We start from the raw sequence: 19383 nt of genomic DNA, 5'->3' as shown, positions 1-19383 counted from the left end.
TCGCCGATCCGGTAAAATTACACGTTTCAGCACACTAACAAGCCGCGCCGCCGCGCGAGCCGACCCTCGGGGCCCTGCCCGGAGCGCGGCCCGCAACGGAGCGCCAGCGCCTCGAAGGCTCTTCATGCTTACGTTTCAGCAAATCATCCTGACGCTGCAGTCCTACTGGGACAAGCAGGGTTGCGCCTTGCTCCAGCCCATCGACATGGAAGTCGGCGCGGGCACGTCGCACGTCCACACGTTCCTGCGTGCGGTCGGCCCCGAGCCGTGGCGCGCCGCATACGTGCAGCCGTCGCGCCGCCCGAAGGACGGCCGCTACGGCGAGAACCCGAACCGCCTGCAGCACTACTATCAGTACCAGGTCGTGCTCAAGCCGGCGCCGGAGAACATCCTCGACCTGTACCTCGGCTCGCTCGAAGCGCTCGGCTTCGACCTGCAGCAGAACGACGTGCGCTTCGTCGAGGACGACTGGGAAAACCCGACGCTCGGCGCGTGGGGCCTCGGTTGGGAAGTGTGGCTGAACGGGATGGAAGTCACGCAGTTCACGTATTTCCAGCAGGTCGGCGGCCTCGACTGCAAACCCGTGCTCGGCGAGATCACGTACGGCCTCGAACGCCTCGCGATGTACCTGCAGAAGGTCGAGAACGTGTACGACCTCGTGTGGACCGAGTGGGAAGAGCACGGCCCGAACGGCCCCGAGCTGCGCCGCCTGTCGTATGGCGACGTCTATCACCAGAACGAGGTCGAGCAGTCGACCTACAACTTCGAGCACGCGAACGTCGACCTGCTGTTCACGTTCTTCAACAGCTACGAAGCGGAAGCGAAGAAGATGATCGACGCGCAGCTCGCGCTGCCCGCGTACGAACTCGTGCTGAAGGCCGGCCACACGTTCAACCTGCTCGATGCGCGCGGTGCGATCTCGGTGACCGAGCGCGCGGCGTACATCGGCCGCATCCGCGCGCTGTCGCGTCTCGTCGCGCAGGCTTATTACGACTCGCGCGAGAAGCTCGGCTTCCCGATGCTCGGTAACCCGCCGGGCGTGCCGGGCCTCACCACCGACGCCCAGGACGCCGCGCAGCCGGCATGGGCGCCGCCGCTCAAGGTCGAACGCAAGATCGACCAAGACTGACGAGACGAGATTTCCTCCAAACATGACGCACAATCATCCCGCTCCCCTGCTCGTCGAACTGCTGACCGAAGAGCTGCCGCCGAAGGCCCTCGCGCGCCTCGGCGACGCATTCGCCGAAGGTCTCGCGCAACGCCTCGCGGCGCGCGACCTCGTCGAAGGCGAACTCGTGTTCGAACGCTACGCCACGCCGCGCCGCCTCGCCGTCGTCGTGCAGAACGTGCGCGCCGTCGCGCCTGAAAAACAGGTCCGCGAAAAGGTCCTGCCCGTGTCGGTCGCGCTCGACGCCGAAGGCAAGCCGACGGCCCCGCTCGCGAAGAAGCTCGCGGCGCTCGGCCACCCGAACCTGTCGATCGCCGATCTCGAGCGTGCGCAGGACGGCAAGGCCGAAGCGTTCTTCATCAACTATTCGGCAGCCGGCGCGACGCTCGCCGACGGCCTGCAGGCCGCGCTCGACGAAACGCTCGCGAAGCTGCCGATCCCGAAGGTGATGACGTATCAACGCCCGGACGGCTCCGACGTGCAGTTCGTGCGCCCCGTGCATCGCCTGACGGTGCTGCACGACGATCGCATCGTGCCCGTCACCGCGTTCGGCATCGACGCCGGCGACACCACGCTCGGCCACCGCTTCCTGTCCGACGGCCTCGTCGCGATCCAGCATGCGCGCGCCTACGCCGACACGCTGCGCGACAAGGGCCGCGTGATCGCGCACTTCGCCGATCGCCGCGAAACGATCCGCACGCAACTGAACGAGCACGCGAGCGGCGACACGGTCGTGATGCCCGAATCGCTGCTCGACGAAGTGACGTCGCTGGTCGAATGGCCGGTCGTCTACCCGTGCCGCTTCGAGGACGAATTCCTGCAGGTGCCGCAGGAATGCCTGATCCTCACGATGCAGACGAACCAGAAGTATTTCGCGCTGACCGATATCGGCGGCAAGCTGCGCTCGCGCTTCCTGATCGTGTCGAACATCGAGACGAAGACGCCGGACGAGATCGTCGAAGGCAACGAGCGCGTCGTGCGCCCGCGCCTCGCCGATGCGAAGTTCTTCTTCGAGCAGGACAAGAAGAAGCCGCTCGCCGACCGCGTGCCGCTGCTCGCGAACGTCGTCTATCACAACAAGCTCGGTTCGGCGCTCGCGCGCGTCGAGCGCCTCGAGGCGCTGGCCGGCGAGATCGCACCCGCGATCGGCGCCGACGCCGTGCACGCGAAGCGCGCCGCGCGCCTCGCGAAGGCCGACCTGCTGACCGACATGGTCGGCGAATTCCCGGAACTGCAGGGCACGATGGGCACGTACTACGCGCGCCACGACGGCGAAGCCGACGACGTCGCGCTCGCGTGCGCCGAGCACTACCAGCCGCGCTTCTCCGGCGACGCGCTGCCGACCACGCCCGTATCGACCGCCGTCGCGCTCGCCGACAAGCTCGAGACGATCGTCGGCATCTGGGGCATCGGCCTCGCGCCGACCGGCGAGAAGGATCCGTTCGCGCTGCGCCGCCATGCGCTCGGCGTGCTGCGCCTGCTGCTCGAGAAGCAGTTGCCGCTCGATCTCGTGTCGCTGCTGCGCACGGCCCACGCGCGCTTCGAAGGCGTGCCGGGCGTCGCCGAATCGACCGATGCGATCTTCGCGTTCTTCATGGATCGCCTGCGCGGCCTGCTGCGCGAGCGCGGCTATTCGGCCGGCGAAGTCGACGCCGTGCTGAGCCTGAACCCGACGCGCGTCGACGATCTCGTCGCACGCCTCGACGCGGTGCGCGAATTCACGCTTCTCGTGGAAGCCGAAGCGCTCGCGGCCGCGAACAAGCGGATCTCGAACATCCTGAAGAAGTCGGAAGGCGGCGTGAACGGCGCGGTACAGCCGGCGCTGCTCGTCGAAGCAGCCGAGAAGGCGCTGCACGAACAGCTCGCGGCCGTGACGCCTCACGTGCAGTCGCAGCTCGAGGCGCGTGCGTACACGGGCGCGCTGTCGGCGCTCGCCGCGTTGCGCGCGCCGGTCGACACGTTCTTCAACGACGTGATGGTCAACGCGGAAGATCCCGCGCTGCGAGCGAACCGTCTCGCGCTGCTGTCGGCACTGCACCAGCAGATGAACTGCGTCGCCGACATCTCGAAGCTCGCCGCATAAGGGCCGCACGATGCCGACCAGCCCCACCCGAAAGCTCGTCGTCCTCGACCGGGACGGCGTGATCAACGTCGATTCGGATGCGTTCATCAAGACGCCCGACGAATGGATCGCGCTGCCCGGCAGCCTCGAGGCGATCGCCCGGCTCAACCACGCGGGCTATCGCGTGGTCGTCGCGACCAACCAGTCCGGCATCGGTCGCGGGCTGTTCGACATGGCCGCGCTCAACGAGATGCACCTGAAGATGCATCGCGCGGCGGCCGCGGTCGGCGCGCGCATCGACGCGGTGTTCTTCTGCCCGCATACGGCCGAGGATCACTGCGACTGCCGCAAGCCGAAGCCCGGCATGATGCAGATGATCGCCGAGCGCTTCGAGATCGATCCCGGTCACACGCCGGCCGTCGGCGATTCGCTGCGCGACCTGCAGGCCGGTGTCGCGGTCGGCTTCCAGCCGCACCTCGTGCTGACCGGCAAGGGCAAGAAAACGCTCGCCGCCGGCAATCTGCCGCCCGGCACGAAGGTCCACGACGACCTGCGCGCATTTGCGCTCGATTTCCTTTCACACGAACACGAGTGATGCGGCTGCCGCGCGCATCCTCCCCAACGCCAGACTCACGCCGATGCGCTTCGTCCGCTCCCTGCTGCTGCTGATCTACTTCATCCTGTACACGGTGCCGTACGCCACCGCGTGCTTCATCGCGTTCCCGTTCATGCGCCCCGATGCGCGCTACTGGATGGCGGCCGGCTGGTGCAAGTCGACGCTGTGGGTCGTGCGCTGGCTGAACGGCATCCGCTACCGGATCGAAGGGATGGACAACCTGCCCGACGGCCCGGCCGTGCTGCTGTCGAAGCACCAGTCCGCGTGGGAGACGCTCGCGTTTCCGGCGCTGATGCCGAAGCCGCTCTGCTACGTGTTCAAGCGCGAGCTGCTGTACGTGCCGTTCTTCGGCTGGGCGCTCGGGATGCTGCACATGGTCAACATCAACCGCAAGGAAGGCAAGAACGCGTTCAACTCGGTGATCCGCCAGGGCAAGAAGCGCCTGTCGGAAGGCGCATGGATGATCATGTTCCCCGAGGGCACGCGCACGCCGGTCGGCAAGCAGGGCAAGTACAAGACGGGCGGCGCGCGCTTCGCGATCGAAACCGGCACGCCCGTCGTGCCGATCGCGCACAATGCAGGACGGGTGTGGCCGCGCAACTCGTTCATGAAATTCCCGGGCGTCGTCACCGTGTCGATCGGCAAGCCGATCGATTCGACCGGCCTCACGCCCGATGCATTGAACTCGCAGGTCGAAGCATGGATCGAAGCGGAAATGCGCCGTATCGATCCCGATGCATATCGTCAAGCGGGCAATGCCGGCACGCGCGATGCCGCGCGAGTCTGAATCCCGCGGGTTGCAGCCGTTGCGTACGTCAAAAAGAAGCGAACTGATGAAACAGCGTCCGCGGCCACGGCCAGCCGTCGTGGCTCTCGATCATCGCCAGATGGATCTGCCGCTCTTCGACGGGCCGGCCGCCGCACCGTCGGCGCCCGCCACGCCGCCGGCGCCGCCTGAAGCGGCGCCCGCCGCACCGCTCGATCCGGGCCCGGCCCCCGACCGCTCGCGCGTGCGCACGTTCGCACTCGACAGCCGCGTGCTCGAATACCGCCTGAAGCGCTCGGCGCGCCGCACGATCGGCTTCACGATCGACGGCAGCGGGTTGTCGATCACCGCGCCGCGCTGGGTCACGCTCGCCGACATCGAAGCCGCGATCTCCGAGAAACAACGCTGGATCTTCGCGAAGCTCGCGGAGTGGAAAACGCGCACCGAGCAGCGCGCGCTGCCGCAGATCGACTGGCGCGACGGCGCGCAGCTTCCGTATCTCGGCAAGACGGTGACGATCGCGCTCGGCGCGGGCGCCGTCGGGTTCGACGCCGATGCGCTGCGGCTGTCGTTGCCGCTGCCCGCGCAGGCCGACATGCAGCAGATCAAGGATCGCGTGCAGGGCTGGCTGCAGGGCGAGGCGAAGCGGATCTTCGGCGAACGCCTCGCGGTCTATGCGGAAAAGCTGGGCGTCACGTATTCGATGTACGCGCTGTCGTCGGCCGCGACGCGCTGGGGCAGCTGCTCGAGCGACGGCAAGATCCGCCTGAACTGGCGGTTGATCCATTTTCCGATGTCGATCGTCGACTACGTGGTCGCGCACGAACTGTCGCACCTGCGCGAGATGAACCACAGCCCCGCCTTCTGGCAGACCGTCGAATCGATCTTCCCCGAGTTCCGCGAAGCGCGGCACACGCTCAAGCATCACCCGCCCGAGCTGCTGCCGTCGCTGTAACGCGCGCAGTCTTTCCTCGCGCGCAAATGCAAACGGGCGCTGCGGGTCACCCCGCACCGCCCGTTCGTTCGACCGGCCGCCACATGCATCGCGCGCCGCGGCCTGCTCATCCCGCGCTCAGTGCGCCTTCTTCTGGTTGACGTCCTCCACCGCCAAACGGCAGTGGATTCCCACTACTGGCGATGCACGCCCGCATCGGAGAATGTTCAGCGCAGCGTTGGTATCACGATCATGCTCGACGCCACAGTCACCGCAGGTCCACTCTCTTACTCGCAGTCCCGCGATACCTTTCGGCCGCGTCGTGCTGTCTCTCGACCCGCACGCCGAACAGGACTGGGTAGAACCGCTTTCGTCCACTTCCTCGAACGTGACTCCGTGCGCCATCGCTTTGTGACGAAGCTTGTTTCGGAAGGACGACCAGGATGCGTCGTAGATGCTCTTCGCCATCCTGGTTCTGGCGAGTTTGGTGGCCGACACATTGCCGACCGCGATGTAGTCGAAGCGTCGCACCAGATCGAGTGCGAGCTTGTGCTGGAAATCGGCGCGGGCATTCGCCACTTTCGCGTGCAGCTTCGCGATATGTCGTTTGTGCTTTCGCGCGCGTTGGGCTCTCGCCAGCTTTTCGGCCGCGCGCTGGCCGAACCGGTCGTTAGGCAGCTTCTCGCCGGTCGAAAGTGTGGCGAAGTCTTTCAGACCGAGATCGAGGCCGACGCCGGAACGGATCGGGCGCGCCTGAACATCGGGCATCTCGATCACGATGTTGAGAAACCAGTTGCCGCGCGCATCCTGCGCAAAATTGGTTCCGTCCTTGATCTTGCCTTCAGGGAGCGGCCGGCTGCTGAACACGCGGAAAGTATGGCCGGCAAAGCGAAACGCGTCGCCTTCACGTTTCATGTCGCGGCCTTTCAACGGCACCCAGCCAAGCGATTTCCTGCCGCGATAGCGCAGGTAAGGGCGCCGGTGCTGGCTGCGCGACTTCGCGTACTGCTCGCACGTTGCGTTGACCGTTCCCGAGTGAATGCCGAGTTCCTTGCTGCTGCCGGTCGTGAGCACATTCAGGTCGAAGCCGGTCGGCCACCTCTTGCTCCACTTGAGCGCGTGCTTCTGCGTGTCGTTGCAGAAATTCCAGACGTAGTTCACCGCACGGCTCTGTTTGTTGAGCAGTCCGTTGAGCGACTTCACGCGGTAGCGGTAGACAAGAATCATGCCGGTCATCCTAACCTGCGGAAGAAACTGCCGGTCAAGGGACAAGTTGGGGCGAAAAGCAGGTCAACTCCATATCCTCTACAATTGCGGGTTCTCAATGCGTCTTTCGACGCGCCATCAAAGGACTACTCATGCGAATCCTGCACACTATGCTTCGCGTAGGCGATTTGGACGCGTCCATCCGCTTCTACACCGAGGTCCTCGGCATGCGTCTGCTCCGAAAGCACGACTACCCTGATGGAAAGTTCACGCTGGCATTTGTCGGTTACGAAGACGAGTCCGAAGCCGCAGCTATCGAATTGACCTACAACTGGGGCACCGACAAGTACGACTTGGGAACGGGGTACGGTCATATCGCGCTGGAAGTGGAAGACGCGTATGCCGCCTGTGAAGAAGTAAAAAAGCGCGGTGGCGTCGTGGCGCGCGAAGCCGGCCCTATGAAGCACGGTACAACCGTGATCGCCTTTGTCGCGGACCCCGATGGCTACAAAATTGAACTGATCCAGAAAAAAGGTCGAGTCGACTAAACCTCACAAAGCGTGAAGCCTCCAACTCTCATCGCACAGAGGACCATAGGCGGCGCTTACATTGCCCTTCGAATGTTCGTCCACCGTGAGCCCGCTCCGAGGCTGCGAGGTCCAAGTTTAGATTCTCGTTCCCGACTCCAAGACCATCTCGCGCCTCTCTAAACTCTCGTGCGAAACCGCCGATTCGAGCGCGCCGAACGCGCCGCCCACCCGATCTCGCTGCTGCCGTATCGAATCAGCGAGGCTCGCCGATGACCACGCTTGCCGCCACGCCCATGCGCCGCGCGCTCGACATGCGCGCGGTGGGCCTGATGCTGTTGCTGTGCGCGATCTGGGGCTTCCAGCAGGTCGCGATCAAGAGCACGAATGCCGCCATCGCGCCGATGTTCCAGGCCGGGCTGCGCTCGGTGATTGCCGCGCTGCTGCTGTGGGGCTGGGCCCGCGCGCGCGGCACGCCGCTGTTCCACGCGGACGGCACGTTCGGCGCCGGCCTCGCGGCCGGTGCGCTGTTCGCCGGCGAATTCGTCTGCGTGTTCTTCGGGCTGACGCTGACGAGCGCGTCGCACATGGCGATCTTCCTGTACACGGCACCCTGCTTCACCGCGCTCGGCCTGCACCTGTTCGCGCCGGGCGAACGGCTGCAGCGCGCGCAGTGGGCCGGCGTCGGCCTCGCGTTCGCCGGTATCGCACTCGCGTTCGCGGACGGCTTCCTGACGCCGCGCGCGCCCGGCGCATCGGTGCTGGCGGGGCTGGCCGGCGACGCGCTCGGCATACTCGGCGGCGCAATGTGGGCCGCGACGACGGTCGTCGTGCGTTCGACGGCGCTCGCGCACGCAAGTGCGAGCAAGACGCTGTTCTACCAGCTCGCGGTGTCGGCGGTCGTACTGGTCGCGCTGGCCGCGCTGTTCGGCCAGATGTCGTTCGCGCATGTGACGCCGGTCGCGGTGGCAAGCCTCGCGTACCAGTCGGTGATCGTCGCGTTCGTCAGCTACCTGTCGTGGTTCTGGTTGCTGACGCGCTACAGCGCGTCGCGGCTGTCCGTATTCACGTTCCTGTCGCCGCTGTTCGGCGTCGCGTTCGGCGTGCTGCTGCTCGGCGAATCGGTCGGCTGGCGCTTCATGTCCGCGGCCGCGCTCGTGCTGACCGGCATCGCGCTCGTCAACACGCCGCCGCGCAGGCGGGCGTGACGGCAGGCGGCAGCCGCACATGCGAAGAAAGGCACGAGCGCAATAAAAAAGCTGCCCCGCGGGGCAGCCTCATCGCGACATCCGGTGGTCCGGCCCGCGCCATGCGCGTTACCCGGCCTTGCGCACCGCCGCGAGCGTCTGCGCGACGCCGACGTATTCGGCCACGCTCACGTCCTCCGCACGGCGCGCGAGATCGAAGCCGAGCGCATCGAAATCGATCGTCTCGCGATAGTCGCCGAGCGTATTGCGCAGCATCTTGCGGCGCTGCGAGAACGCGGCGGTGACGATTTCGCCGAGCAGCACCGGATCGACGTCCGGCAGTTCGTGCGGCTCGTACGGAATCATCCGGACGATCGCCGAATCGACCTTCGGCGGCGGCTGGAACGATTCCGGCGGCACGTCGAGCATCTTTTCCATCACGTAGCGGTACTGCAGCATCACCGACAGCCGCGAAAACGCCTTCGTGCCCGGCTCTGCGACCATCCGCTCGACGACTTCGTTCTGCAGCATGAAATGCTGGTCGATGACCACGTCGGCGAACGTCATCAGGTGAAACAGCAGCGGGCTGGAAATGTTGTACGGCAGGTTGCCGACGATCCGCAGCGACGGCTTGTCGCCGGGCGCCGCGAGCGAACCGAAGTCGAACGCGAGCGCGTCGCCCGCGTGCAGTTCGAGCAGCGCGCCGAAGCGCTGCTGCAGGCGCCCGATCAGGTCGCGGTCGAGCTCGACCGCGTGCAGCGGCGCCTCGGGCGTCGCGAGACGCTCGATCAGCGGCCCGGTCAGCGCGCCGAGCCCGGGGCCGATCTCGACCATGCGCTGGCCGCGCGCGGGACCGATCGTCGACACGATCGAATCGATCACGCCGTGATCGACGAGGAAGTTCTGCCCGAAGCGCTTGCGCGCGAAGTGGCCTTGGTGCTGTCTGCTGTTCGACATCGACTCAGTAAAACGAAAAATACGACGAATGGGGTGAGGTCGGGCCGCGTCAGGCCGCGCGGCGATGGCGCGCCATCGTGACGGCCGTATCGAGCGCGGCGACCATGCTGCCCGGATCCGCGCGGCCCGTGCCGGCCAGATCGAGCGCGGTGCCGTGATCGACCGACGTGCGGATGATCGGCAGCCCGAGCGTCACGTTGATGCCCTCGCCGAACGTCGCGTACTTCAGCACGGGCAACCCCTGGTCATGGAACATCGCGAGCACGCAATCGGCATCGGCCAGATGGCGCGGCTGGAACAGCGTGTCGGCCGGATACGGGCCGCGCGCATCGATACCCTGCGCGTTCGCGCGGGCCAGCGCCGGCGAGATCACGTCGATCTCTTCGCGGCCGAGATAACCGTTCTCGCCCGCGTGCGGGTTCAGGCCCGTCACGAGGATGCGCGGCGCGGCGAGACCGAAGTCGCGCCGCAGGTCGCGATCGATGATCGCGAGCGTCTCGACGAGCCCGTCGATCGTCAGCGCGGCCGACACGTCCTTCAGCGGCAGGTGCGTGGTCGCGAGCGCGACGCGCAGCGGCCTGGCACCGGTGCCCGCCAGCATCATCACGACACGCGGCGTATGCGTGCGCTCGGCCAGGTATTCGGTATGGCCGGTGAACGGCACGCCCGCATCGTTGATCGTGCTCTTCTGCAGCGGCGCGGTAACGATCGCGTCGTACCGGCCCGCCAGCGCGCCGTCGATCGCCGTGTCGAGCAGGTCGAGCACGTACCGGCCGTTCGCCGCATCCAGCTTGCCCGCCTGCACGGGAGCGGCGAGCGCGTGATGCGCGACCGACACCTGCCCGCCGGCGAGCGTTGCAGGGCTCGCGCCGACCGCCGCCGCGCGCGCGTCGAGCAGCGCCGCATCGCCGAGCACGGTGAAATGCGCGTCGGGCCAGCGCTGCGCGGCATCTCGCAGCGCCTGCACGGTCAGCTCAGGGCCGACGCCCGCGGGTTCGCCGGTCGTGATCGCGATCTGCAGCGCGGGCGTGGTCATCGGAGGCTCGTTCAGTTCGCCGGGCCGGCGCCGCCGATCTTGAACTGCACGTACGACGAGTCGCGCAGCTCGCGCAGCCAGTCGGCATATGCCTGCTCGGCCTTGCGCTGGCCGATCGCCTGACGCGCGATGTCCATCTGCTGCTGCACCGAGCCTTCCGCCTCGCGGCGGTTCAGCACCTGGATCAGGTGGTAGCCGTACTCGGTACGAATCGGCTGGCTGATCTGGCCGTCCTGCAGGTTGTTCATCGCACGCTCGAATTCCGGCACGGTTTCACCCGGGCTGATCCAGCCGAGATCGCCGCCCTGCGACGCCGAACCGTCCTGCGAGTAGGTACGCGCGAACTTCGCGAAATCGCCGCCGGCCTCGACCTGGTTGCGGATGTCGGCCAGTTGCTGGCGCGCCTGCCCTTCCGACTTGCCTTCGCCCACGCGCAGCAGGATGTGGCGCACGTGCGTCTGGACGATCTTCGGCGCCGCGGCGGAAGCGCCCTGGCTCTGGCGGCGGTCGACGAGACGCACGATCTCGAAGCCGTCCGGCACGCGGATCAGCGTCGGGTTGACCTGGCCCGGGCGCAGCTTCGATGCGGCATCGACGACTTCGGCCGGCAGCGCGCTCGGCGCCTTGAAGCCGAGGTCGCCGCCCTTCTTCGCGTCGTTTGCTTCGGAGTTGTTCTTCGCGAGCCGCTCGAAATCGGCGCCCGACTTCGCTTGCTGCAGCAGCGCGTCGGCCTTCTTCTGCGCGGCTTCGATGTCGGCCTGCGGCGCGTTGGTCGGCGCCTTGATGAAGATGTGCTGGAAGCGCAGGTCCTGCTGCTGTGCCGCGTTCGGCCCGCGCTGGCTCGCGATGTAGTTCGCGACCTCGGCGTCCGACACGGTGATCTTGCCGTCGACCTCGCGCTCGCGCAGCTTCGACAGCATCAGCTCGGTACGCGCATCGCTCGTGAAGATGCTCCAGGGCACGCCTTGCGACTCCAGACGCGCGCGGTACTGCTCGAGCGTCATCCCGTTCGCTTGCGCGAGACGCTGCAGCGTCGACTGCACGGTCGCGTCGTCGATGCGGATCCCGTCGTCCTTGGCCTTCTGCACCTGGATCCGCTCGAGCACCATCTGGTTCAGCACCTGCGCACGCAACTGGTCGGCCGGCGGCACCGGCGCGTTCTGCTGCTGCAGCCGGCGCGCGATCAGGCCGACGCGCTGGTCGAGTTCGCGGCCCGTGATCACGTCGTTGTTGACGACCGCGACGACTTCGTCGGCGAGCTGCGCACCTCGCGAACCGAGCGCCTGCGCCGCGGCCGGCGCGGCGGCGAGCAGCGCGGCGGACGCGGCGAGGCTGGACACGACTGCCGCGAAACGAAGGGATTTCTTCATTGCCACTGATACTCCATTGAAATCGTGCTGACCGGTGCAGACAAGCCGGCGTTACTCGTAGTTGCTGAAGCGGGACATCGGCGGCGGCGGCGGCGGCAGCGGCGTGTAGCCCGGCACCCCGGCGCGGAATGCGGACACGAGGCCGTTGTCGACGGTCGACAAGCCCTTGAGCGTCAGTTGCATCATGAAGCGCGTCGACGAGTTCTGCTGTCCCGACGAATTGATGCCGTTCGCGGCCCGCTGCACCCCTACCCCGAGCGCCCAGCAATCCGCGTCGTATTGTAAGCCGAGCAGACCGTCGACCACGCGATCGCCGGCGAGATCGTAGTTGAAGCGGCCGATCGCATACAGGCGGCGCGTGAGCGGCCACTGCGCGGACACCAGGAACTGGTTGATCGGCTGGTTGTCGAGCGTGGTGTTCGAGCGCGTATAGCGGTAGCCGACGTTGATCACGCGGCGCTCGCCCGGGCTGTAGCCGAAACCGATGCTCGACTTCACGAGCTGGTTGTTGTTCTGGTTGTACTGGAACGCCGTTTCCGACATGAAGCCCGAACCGAGCTTCAGCGCGGCGCCGACGATCAGGTCCGAGTGGCGCGCCAGCACGGCGCTCTGCCCGGGGTTCAGCGTGACGCGCTGATCGGCGAAGTAGTACTGCTGCGCGATCACGAAGCGCGCACGCTCGTCGCCGGTGCGCGGATCGATGAAGCGCGACGTGAGGCCGGCCGTGATCCGGTTCGCATCGGCGATCCGGTCGTTGCCGACGAACGTGTTCGGCTGGTAGATCTCCGCGAGGCCGAAGTCCGATTCCGCGGTGTCGAACAGCGGCGCGTTCGACTGGTCGCGATACGGCGTGTACACGTAGTACAGGCGCGGCTCGAGGGTCTGGATGAAGTCCTGCCCGAACAGGCGCACCGAGCGGTCGAAGATCAGGCCCGAGTCGAAGGTCACGGTCGGGATCGACTCGGTGAAGCGCTTCGGGTTGTTCGGCGTGCCCGACGACAGGTGGCTCAGGTCGTACGACGCGAAGTGGTACTGGACCTTCGGCACGACGAAGTAGCCGGGGCCGTACACGCCGTATGCGATGTACGGGTTGAAGACGATCCGGTCGCCTTCGGTCGCATCGGCCGTCGTGATGCGGAACCGCGAATAATCGGCTTCCGCGCCGAAGTCGAAGCCGCCGACGTTGTACTTCGTGTACTTCACGTTCAACTGCGGCTCGCGGCTGTACGGCGCGATCGACGGCGGCAGCGTCTGCCAGTGCTGGTAACGCGCAAGCACCGACCACGGGCCGTTGTTGTACGTGAGGCCGGCTTCCTGCTGGTACAGCGTCTGCGTCCCGTTGATGAACTGGTTCGTCGAACCGAGATCTTCGGGATAGGTGTTGTCCGAGACCTTGTTGTAGTAGACGTAGCCGCCGAAGCCGCCGCCGAAGTTCTGCTGGTGCTGCCAGTAGATCGCGTAGCGGTTGCGGTGCGCGAGCCGGTCATCCGGCAGGTAATTGGCCGTCAGCGTGCCCGAATACGACGCCGACAGGTAGCGGAACGTCGCTTCGGCCATCACGCCGCGCCGCGAGATGATGCGCGGCGTAAGCGTCAGGTCGCGGTTCGGCGCGATGTTGAAGTAGTACGGCAGCGACAGCTCGAAGCCGTTGTTCGAGTTCATCGAGAACGTCGGCGGCAGCAGGCCGCTGCGCCGCTCACCCGACAGCGGGAACGTCAGCCACGGGCTCGCGAAGATCGGCACGCCCTGGAAGAACAGCACGCCGTTGCGCGCGGTGCCTTCGTCGGCGCCCGTATCGAAGTCGAAGCGGCTGCCCTTGATGTACCACGCGGGGTTCGTCGAGCACTGGCACGCCGTGTACGTGCCGTTGACGAACACCGAGCGCTCGTTGTCGACCATGTCGACGCGCTCCGCGCTGCCCGACCCGCCCGTCACGTTGAAGTGGTACTTCGGCGCCGTCATGAAGCCCTGGTTCGCCTCGATCTTCAGATGCGCCTCGGGGCCCGCGAACGACGTGCCGCCGTTGACTATCCTGACCTGGCCGTACGCATCGGCCATGTCGGTATCCTGATCGTAGTGGATCGCGTCGGCCTTCACGACGGCTTCGCCGCGCCGCAGTTCGGCCGAACCCTTCGCGGCCAGATCCTGCTCGGCCGTGCCGCTCGTGTGGTCGGCGATCACGAAGGCGGCCGGCTTCGCGCCGTCCTTCAGCGGATGATCCTCGAGCTGGGGTGCGAGACGCAGATCCCACGGCGAGTCGAGCGGCTGCGGCTGCGCAGCCGCGCCCGACAGCTGCGCGTACGACACGGCCGGCACGAGGCCCGGCACGGCCAGGAGCGCGAGCGCGAGCCGCCGTTTGCGCGGCGCCCCGTCACCGGGGAAAACATTCGGGAATAGCGGTTTGGGCGGCATCTATCGTTTGGCGAATCGCCCCTTGTCAACCGCGCCTTCACGGCACACTCGCGCACGGCGGGCCGCGCCGTCGAACCGCGACTGCGGCTGAGCGCAAACCGGGGAGGCGATCGGGCGGACGGCGCGACAGGCAGCGGGCCTGTACGGCGGAAGCTGACGCGGGGCGCGTCAAAAAAGTCGTGGGGTATTATATGGCAAGACGTTCCCCCCTCCCCCGAGTTTCATGACGCCGCCATCCGCCGCATCCCAGCCCGACGCCCGCCTCGACGCACTCACCGCGTGGCTGCGCCCGCTCGCCGGGCGCTACGCCCTTGACCTGTCGACCCTCGCGCCTGCGTCGTCCGACGCCAGTTTCCGCCGTTATTTCCGTGTCGCGTCGGCCACGAGCGCCGGCGGCACGCTGATTGCCGTCGACGCGCCGCCGCCAGAGAAGTGCCGCGAGTTCGTCCAGGTCGCGCAGTTGCTCGCCGCGGCCGGCGATCACGTGCCGGACATCCTGGCCCACGATTTCGATGCGGGCTTCATGCTCGTGACGGACCTCGGCCGCACGTCGTACATCTCGGTGCTCGATCCGGCCGACCCGGCCGCCGCGCGGCCGCTGATGCGCGACGCGCTCGACGCGCTGATCCGCTTCCAGCTCACGTCGAAGCCCGACGTGCTGCCGCCGTTCGACGAAGCGTTCCTGCGCCGCGAAATGGAGCTGCTGCCCGAATGGTTCGTCGGCCGCCACCTCGGCAAGCCCGTCACCGACGCGATGCGCGGCACGCTCGACCGCACCTTCGCACTGCTAGTCGCCAGCGCGCACGCGCAGCCGCAGGGTTTCATGCTGCGCGACTTCATGCCGCGCAACCTGATGGTCTGCGAGCCGAATCCGGGCGTGCTCGACTTCCAGGACGCCGTCTACGGGCCGCTGACGTACGACGTCGTGTCGTTGCTGCGCGACGCGTTCGTCAGCTGGGACGAGGAGTTCGAGCTCGACTGCTTCGCGTACTACTGGGAAAAGGCGAAAAAGGCCGGCCTGCCGGTCGATCCGGATTTCGGCGAGTTCTACCGCCAGCTCGAATGGATGGGGCTGCAGCGCCATATCAAGATCCTCGGCCTGTTCGCGCGCATCAATTACCGCGACGGCAAGCCGCACTACCTGAACGACCTGCCGCGCTTCCTCGCGTATGCGCGCAAGGTCGCGCTGCGCTATCGCCCGCTCGTGCCGTTCGCGAAGCTGCTCGACGAACTCGAGGGCAACGCGCCGGCCGACGTGGGCTATACGTTCTGACTGTCCTGACACCCGGCCGAACATGAGTGACACCCTGACCACGGCGATGATCTTCGCCGCCGGGCGCGGCGAACGGATGCGCCCGCTGACCGACACCCGCCCGAAGCCGCTGCTCGAAGCGGGCGGCAAGCCGCTGATCGTCTGGCAGATCGAAGCGCTCGCACGCGCGGGCATCGAGACGATCGTGATCAACCATGCATGGCTCGGCGAACGGATCGAGGCCTCGCTCGGCGACGGTTCGCGCTGGGGAGTGCGGCTCGCGTATTCGGCCGAGGGCGAAGCGCTGGAAACCGCCGGCGGCATCGCGCAGGCATTGCCGCTGCTGGAACCCGACGGGCGGCCGACAGTGTTCGTCGCGGTGGCCGGCGACGTGTTCGCCGAGTTCGATTACGGGAAGCTCGCCGCCCCCGCCGCGCGCATGTCGGCACTCGACGCGCCCGCGATGCATCTCGTGATGGTGCCGAATCCGCCGTTCCATCCGTCCGGCGACTTCGTGCTCGGTGGCGACGGGCGCCTGTCGCTCGACGGCGGCGAGCGCGTCACGTTCGGCAGCATCGGCCTGTACGACACGCGGATGTTCCGCGATCTCGCGCCCGGCACGCGACGCGCACTGACGCCGTACTTCCGCGCGACGATCGAAGCCGGCCGCGCGAGCGGCGAACTGTACGAAGGCGTCTGGGAGAACGTCGGCACGCCCGCGCAGCTCGGCGAACTCGACGCGCGGCTGCGCGCCGCGGGCTGACCGGACGACGGACTACCTACGCGGCGCCGCGTCGTGCCGCTACGCTGCCCGCGCGCACTTCCGGCAGACCGCCCCGGGTTCCCGCTGCGCGCCACCGCGCGCAGCATCGCCGCTCACGCGGCCTCGGCCTCTTCCCCGCCCGCCGCCGCGCGCTGCTGCTGCAGCGCCCACATCTGCGCATACAGCCCGTCCGCACGCACGAGTTCGTCGTGCGTGCCGCGTTCCACGATCCGTCCGTGATCCATCACGAGGATCTGCTGCGCGTGCACGACCGTCGACAGCCGATGCGCGATCACGAGCGTCGTGCGATGCCGCGCGATCTGGTCGAGCTCGTGCTGGATCGCGCGTTCCGAACGCGAATCGAGCGCCGACGTCGCTTCGTCGAACAGCAGGATCGGCGGATTCTTCAGCAGCGTGCGCGCGATCGCGACGCGCTGCTTCTCGCCGCCCGACAGCTTCAGCCCGCGCTCGCCGACCGGCGTGTCATAGCCCTTCGGCAAGCTTTCGATGAAATCGTGGATATGCGCGGCACGCGCGGCCGCGACCACCTCGTCGCGGGTCGCGGTCGGCCGGCCGTACGCGATGTTGTAGTAGATCGAGTCGTTGAACAGCACGGTGTCCTGCGGCACGATCCCGATCGATGCGCGCAGCGAATCCTGCGTGACGTCGCGAATGTCCTGGCCGTCGATCCGGATCGCGCCGCCCGCCTGCCGGTCGAGATCGTAGAAGCGGAACAGCAGGCGCGACAGCGTCGACTTCCCGGAACCGCTGTGACCGACCACCGCGGTCGTCGTGCCCGCGTCGATCGTGAACGTCACGTCGTGCAGGATCGACCGCGCCGGCTCGTATGCGAAGTTCACATGCTCGAAGCGCACCTGCGCGCCGGCCACCGCGAGCGGCCGTGCATCGGGTAAATCCGCGACTTCCTTCGCGGCCGACAGCAGCCCGAACATCCGGTCCATGTCGGTGAGGCTCTGCTTCAGCTCGCGATAGACGACGCCGAGAAAGTTCAGCGGAATATAGAGCTGCAGCATGAACGTGTTGATCAGCACGAGATCGCCGAGCGTCAGCTTGCCCGCGAGCACGCCCTGCGTCGCGCGCCACAGGATGAACACGAGCCCCGTGCCGATGATCGCCTGCTGGCCGAAGTTCAGCACCGACAGCGAGTTCTGCGAGCGGATCGCCGCCTTGCGGTAGCGCTTCAGGTTCTCGTCGTAGCGCTGCGCTTCCCACTCCTCGTTGCCGAAGTACTTCACCGTCTCGTAGTTGATCAGCGAATCGATCGCCCGCGCGTTCGCGCGCGAATCGAGTTCGTTCATCGTGCGGCGGAAGTGCGTGCGCCAGTTGGTGACCTTCACCGTGAACACGATGTACGTGACCAGCGCAGCGAACGTCACGTACGCGTAATAGGCCTCGTACTTGACCACGAAGAAGCCGAGCACGAGCCCGACCTCGACGAGCGTCGGCAGGATGCTGTACAGCGAATACGAAATCAGCTGCTGGATGCCGCGCGTGCCGCGCTCGATGTCGCGCGACATGCCGCCCGTCTGGCGCTCCAGGTGAAACCGCAGCGACAGCCCGTGCAGGTGCCTGAATACCTGCAGCGCGAGCTGGCGCACCGCGCTCTCGGTGACCTTCGAGAACAGGATCTCGCGCAGCTCGGTAAACAGCGACGTCGACAGCCGCACGAACGCATACGCGACGACCAGCAGCCCGACGCCGCCCGCGAGCACGATGCCGGCCGACTGCTCGGCGCGGCCGAGCGCGGTGATCTGCTGCACGTAGGACAGGTGGTCGACGATGCGCTTCATCACGACCGGCACGCCGAGGTTCGCGACCTTCGCGCCGATCAGGCAGGCGAGCGCGAGCGCGACGCGCCATTTGTAGGTGCTCAGGTACGGCAGCAGCGACCGGATGGTCTGCCAGTCGTTGCGGGGCCCGGTCGAAGCCGGCGCGGGCTCGCCGGAAGCAGGAAATCGGCGCATGGGGGAAGGATCGGCGGCGGCGCCGGACGCGTGCATCGGCGGCCGGCTCGCCCGCTTTCTCGTACAATTTGCGAACGTTGTATTGTCGCAGAAGCCGCTTCGCGCCGCTGCCGGCGGTCTTGCCGGCCAGCCTGCGCGCGGCGGCGAATTTATTACAGGATGAAAGCCCCCGCCATGACCGATTCGACCCTCGAACTTCCGCAAAAGCAGCCCGCGCTGCGCGTCGTCCCGCAACCGCACGACGCGAACGTCCACGGCGACGTGTTCGGCGGCTGGATCATGTCGCAGGTCGACATTGCCGGTTCGATCCCCGCGAGCCAGCGCGCAAATGGACGCGTCGCGACGGTCGCGGTCAACTCGTTCGTGTTCAAGCAGCCGGTGTTCGTCGGCGATCTTCTGAGCTTCTACGCGACCATCATGCGCACCGGCAACACGTCGATCACGGTCGACGTCGAGGTGTATGCACAGCGCATGCGCCTGATGGGCGAAATCGTGAAGGTCACCGAAGCGACGCTCACGTACGTCGCGACCGGCCAGGACCGCAAGCCGCGGCAACTGCCGCCGCTCTGACGCCCTGACGGACAAGCGCCGCGCTGCGGCGCGGCACGCGGCCCGTCAGTGCGTGGCCGTCAGCCCGAACTCCCGCATCGCGGGCAGGAAATCGTGATTCAGCTTCGGCTTGCGCGACAGCTTCACCAGCACGTAGCGCTGGAACGGCGCAAGCCGCTGCCACTGCGCGAGCGCGGGTGCCGACAACCCGGCCAGCGCGCTCTGCTGCACGAGCGACTCCGGCACCGTGTCGGTGGCGCGCCAGCTCGGCTGCTCGTCCGGCTGGAACCACGACGGTTCCAGATCGGCGTGCGTGCGCAGCATCTCGAACAGCGCATGATCGAAGTTGGGCTCGATCGCGGTGTCGTCGTCGGCCGGAAAGCGCGCGAGCAGCTTGCGGTCCTCGAGCGGCAGCAACTGCCACTGCTCGAGCGAAATCCGCAAACCGAAGCGGTCGAGGTTGAAACGCACGATCATCGGGATGTACGTGAAATTTTCCGACGAATCGTGTTCGAAGTTGAATAGCAACGGAGCGTCGCTGAGTCCCATGGTCGTTACCTGACATGACGGTTGCCGGCGCGGCCGGCCTGCCT

Annotated in this window: 17 protein-coding genes; 10 read left to right on the top strand and 7 right to left on the bottom strand. The window is 66.9% G+C overall.

The genetic code is table 11. From position 1 onward, the window contains the following. Positions 1-124: 124 nt before the first annotated feature. Genes glyQ through ACM6JT_RS27555 form a run of 5 tightly spaced genes read left to right on the top strand, consistent with a single transcriptional unit; the run spans position 125 to position 5567 of the window. A complete protein-coding gene (glyQ, locus tag ACM6JT_RS27575) occupies positions 125-1129 on the top strand; it encodes a glycine--tRNA ligase subunit alpha (RefSeq protein WP_082729061.1) in 1005 nt (334 codons plus the stop codon). Positions 1130-1151: 22 nt separating this feature from the next. Continuing rightward, on the top strand, positions 1152-3251 hold the full coding sequence (gene glyS, locus ACM6JT_RS27570) for a glycine--tRNA ligase subunit beta (protein ID WP_034178977.1): 2100 nt from the start codon (positions 1152-1154) through the stop codon (positions 3249-3251). A 10-nt stretch (positions 3252-3261) separates the two neighbouring features. After that, positions 3262-3825 carry a D-glycero-beta-D-manno-heptose 1,7-bisphosphate 7-phosphatase gene (gmhB, locus tag ACM6JT_RS27565; RefSeq protein WP_034178978.1) on the top strand — a complete coding sequence of 188 codons (564 nt, stop codon included), beginning with the start codon at positions 3262-3264 and terminating at the stop codon, positions 3823-3825. A 43-nt stretch (positions 3826-3868) separates the two neighbouring features. After that, positions 3869-4633: a lysophospholipid acyltransferase family protein gene (locus tag ACM6JT_RS27560; protein ID WP_034178979.1), complete on the top strand. Its 765-nt coding sequence runs from the start codon at positions 3869-3871 to the stop codon at positions 4631-4633. A gap of 46 nt (positions 4634-4679) precedes the next feature. After that, positions 4680-5567 carry a M48 family metallopeptidase gene (locus tag ACM6JT_RS27555; RefSeq protein ID WP_034179426.1) on the top strand — a complete coding sequence of 296 codons (888 nt, stop codon included), beginning with the start codon at positions 4680-4682 and terminating at the stop codon, positions 5565-5567. 117 nt (positions 5568-5684) lie between these two features. Here ACM6JT_RS27555 and ACM6JT_RS27550 read toward each other — a convergent pair whose 3' ends face one another. Beyond that, positions 5685-6773 (bottom strand): RNA-guided endonuclease InsQ/TnpB family protein, encoded by a 1089-nt coding sequence (locus ACM6JT_RS27550; RefSeq protein ID WP_051983609.1) that lies wholly within the window; start codon positions 6771-6773, stop codon positions 5685-5687. A 131-nt stretch (positions 6774-6904) separates the two neighbouring features. On the opposite strand from ACM6JT_RS27550, the gene gloA reads away from it, so the two are divergent. Continuing rightward, complete coding sequence (gene gloA, locus ACM6JT_RS27545) at positions 6905-7300, top strand: lactoylglutathione lyase (RefSeq protein ID WP_034178980.1); 396 nt, start codon at positions 6905-6907, stop codon at positions 7298-7300. Positions 7301-7551: 251 nt separating this feature from the next. Further along, complete coding sequence (locus ACM6JT_RS27540; protein ID WP_034178981.1) at positions 7552-8487, top strand: DMT family transporter; 936 nt, start codon at positions 7552-7554, stop codon at positions 8485-8487. 108 nt (positions 8488-8595) lie between these two features. On the opposite strand, the gene rsmA is transcribed toward ACM6JT_RS27540, so the two are convergent. From rsmA to ACM6JT_RS27520, 4 genes are read right to left on the bottom strand one after another with little or no spacing between them, the layout of a single operon-like run. Continuing rightward, on the bottom strand, positions 8596-9423 hold the full coding sequence (gene rsmA / locus ACM6JT_RS27535) for a 16S rRNA (adenine(1518)-N(6)/adenine(1519)-N(6))-dimethyltransferase RsmA (RefSeq protein WP_243564889.1): 828 nt from the start codon (positions 9421-9423) through the stop codon (positions 8596-8598). 49 nt (positions 9424-9472) lie between these two features. After that, positions 9473-10459 carry a 4-hydroxythreonine-4-phosphate dehydrogenase PdxA gene (pdxA, locus tag ACM6JT_RS27530; RefSeq protein ID WP_243564890.1) on the bottom strand — a complete coding sequence of 329 codons (987 nt, stop codon included), beginning with the start codon at positions 10457-10459 and terminating at the stop codon, positions 9473-9475. A gap of 11 nt (positions 10460-10470) precedes the next feature. After that, positions 10471-11829 carry a peptidylprolyl isomerase gene (locus ACM6JT_RS27525; protein WP_105391409.1) on the bottom strand — a complete coding sequence of 453 codons (1359 nt, stop codon included), beginning with the start codon at positions 11827-11829 and terminating at the stop codon, positions 10471-10473. Positions 11830-11880: 51 nt separating this feature from the next. Beyond that, positions 11881-14241 (bottom strand): LPS-assembly protein LptD, encoded by a 2361-nt coding sequence (locus tag ACM6JT_RS27520; RefSeq protein ID WP_034178985.1) that lies wholly within the window; start codon positions 14239-14241, stop codon positions 11881-11883. Positions 14242-14464: 223 nt separating this feature from the next. On the opposite strand from ACM6JT_RS27520, the gene ACM6JT_RS27515 reads away from it, so the two are divergent. Together ACM6JT_RS27515 and murU are read left to right on the top strand one after the other, a co-directional pair. After that, positions 14465-15514 (top strand): aminoglycoside phosphotransferase family protein, encoded by a 1050-nt coding sequence (locus tag ACM6JT_RS27515; RefSeq protein ID WP_105391408.1) that lies wholly within the window; start codon positions 14465-14467, stop codon positions 15512-15514. Positions 15515-15536: 22 nt separating this feature from the next. Then, positions 15537-16256, top strand: coding sequence for an N-acetylmuramate alpha-1-phosphate uridylyltransferase MurU (gene murU / locus ACM6JT_RS27510; protein WP_243564892.1), 720 nt, complete (start codon positions 15537-15539; stop codon positions 16254-16256). A 113-nt stretch (positions 16257-16369) separates the two neighbouring features. Here the strand turns inward: murU and ACM6JT_RS27505 are convergent, their stop codons facing one another. Continuing rightward, a complete protein-coding gene (locus ACM6JT_RS27505; RefSeq protein WP_105391406.1) occupies positions 16370-18241 on the bottom strand; it encodes an ABCB family ABC transporter ATP-binding protein/permease in 1872 nt (623 codons plus the stop codon). Positions 18242-18415: 174 nt separating this feature from the next. Here ACM6JT_RS27505 and ACM6JT_RS27500 point away from each other — a divergent pair, with 174 nt between their 5' ends. Next, positions 18416-18811 (top strand): acyl-CoA thioesterase, encoded by a 396-nt coding sequence (locus tag ACM6JT_RS27500; protein ID WP_034178988.1) that lies wholly within the window; start codon positions 18416-18418, stop codon positions 18809-18811. A 45-nt stretch (positions 18812-18856) separates the two neighbouring features. Here ACM6JT_RS27500 and ACM6JT_RS27495 read toward each other — a convergent pair whose 3' ends face one another. Further along, complete coding sequence (locus ACM6JT_RS27495; protein ID WP_034178989.1) at positions 18857-19339, bottom strand: nitrate reductase associated protein; 483 nt, start codon at positions 19337-19339, stop codon at positions 18857-18859. Positions 19340-19383: the final 44 nt, after the last annotated feature.

Origin of the sequence: Burkholderia sp. IT-111MI5 (assembly GCF_949752865.1) — a bacterium.
GTDB lineage: Bacteria > Pseudomonadota > Gammaproteobacteria > Burkholderiales > Burkholderiaceae > Burkholderia > Burkholderia pyrrocinia_C.
Note: the sequence above shows the minus strand (reverse complement) of the source record. Positions and strands in the feature narration are given on the sequence as shown.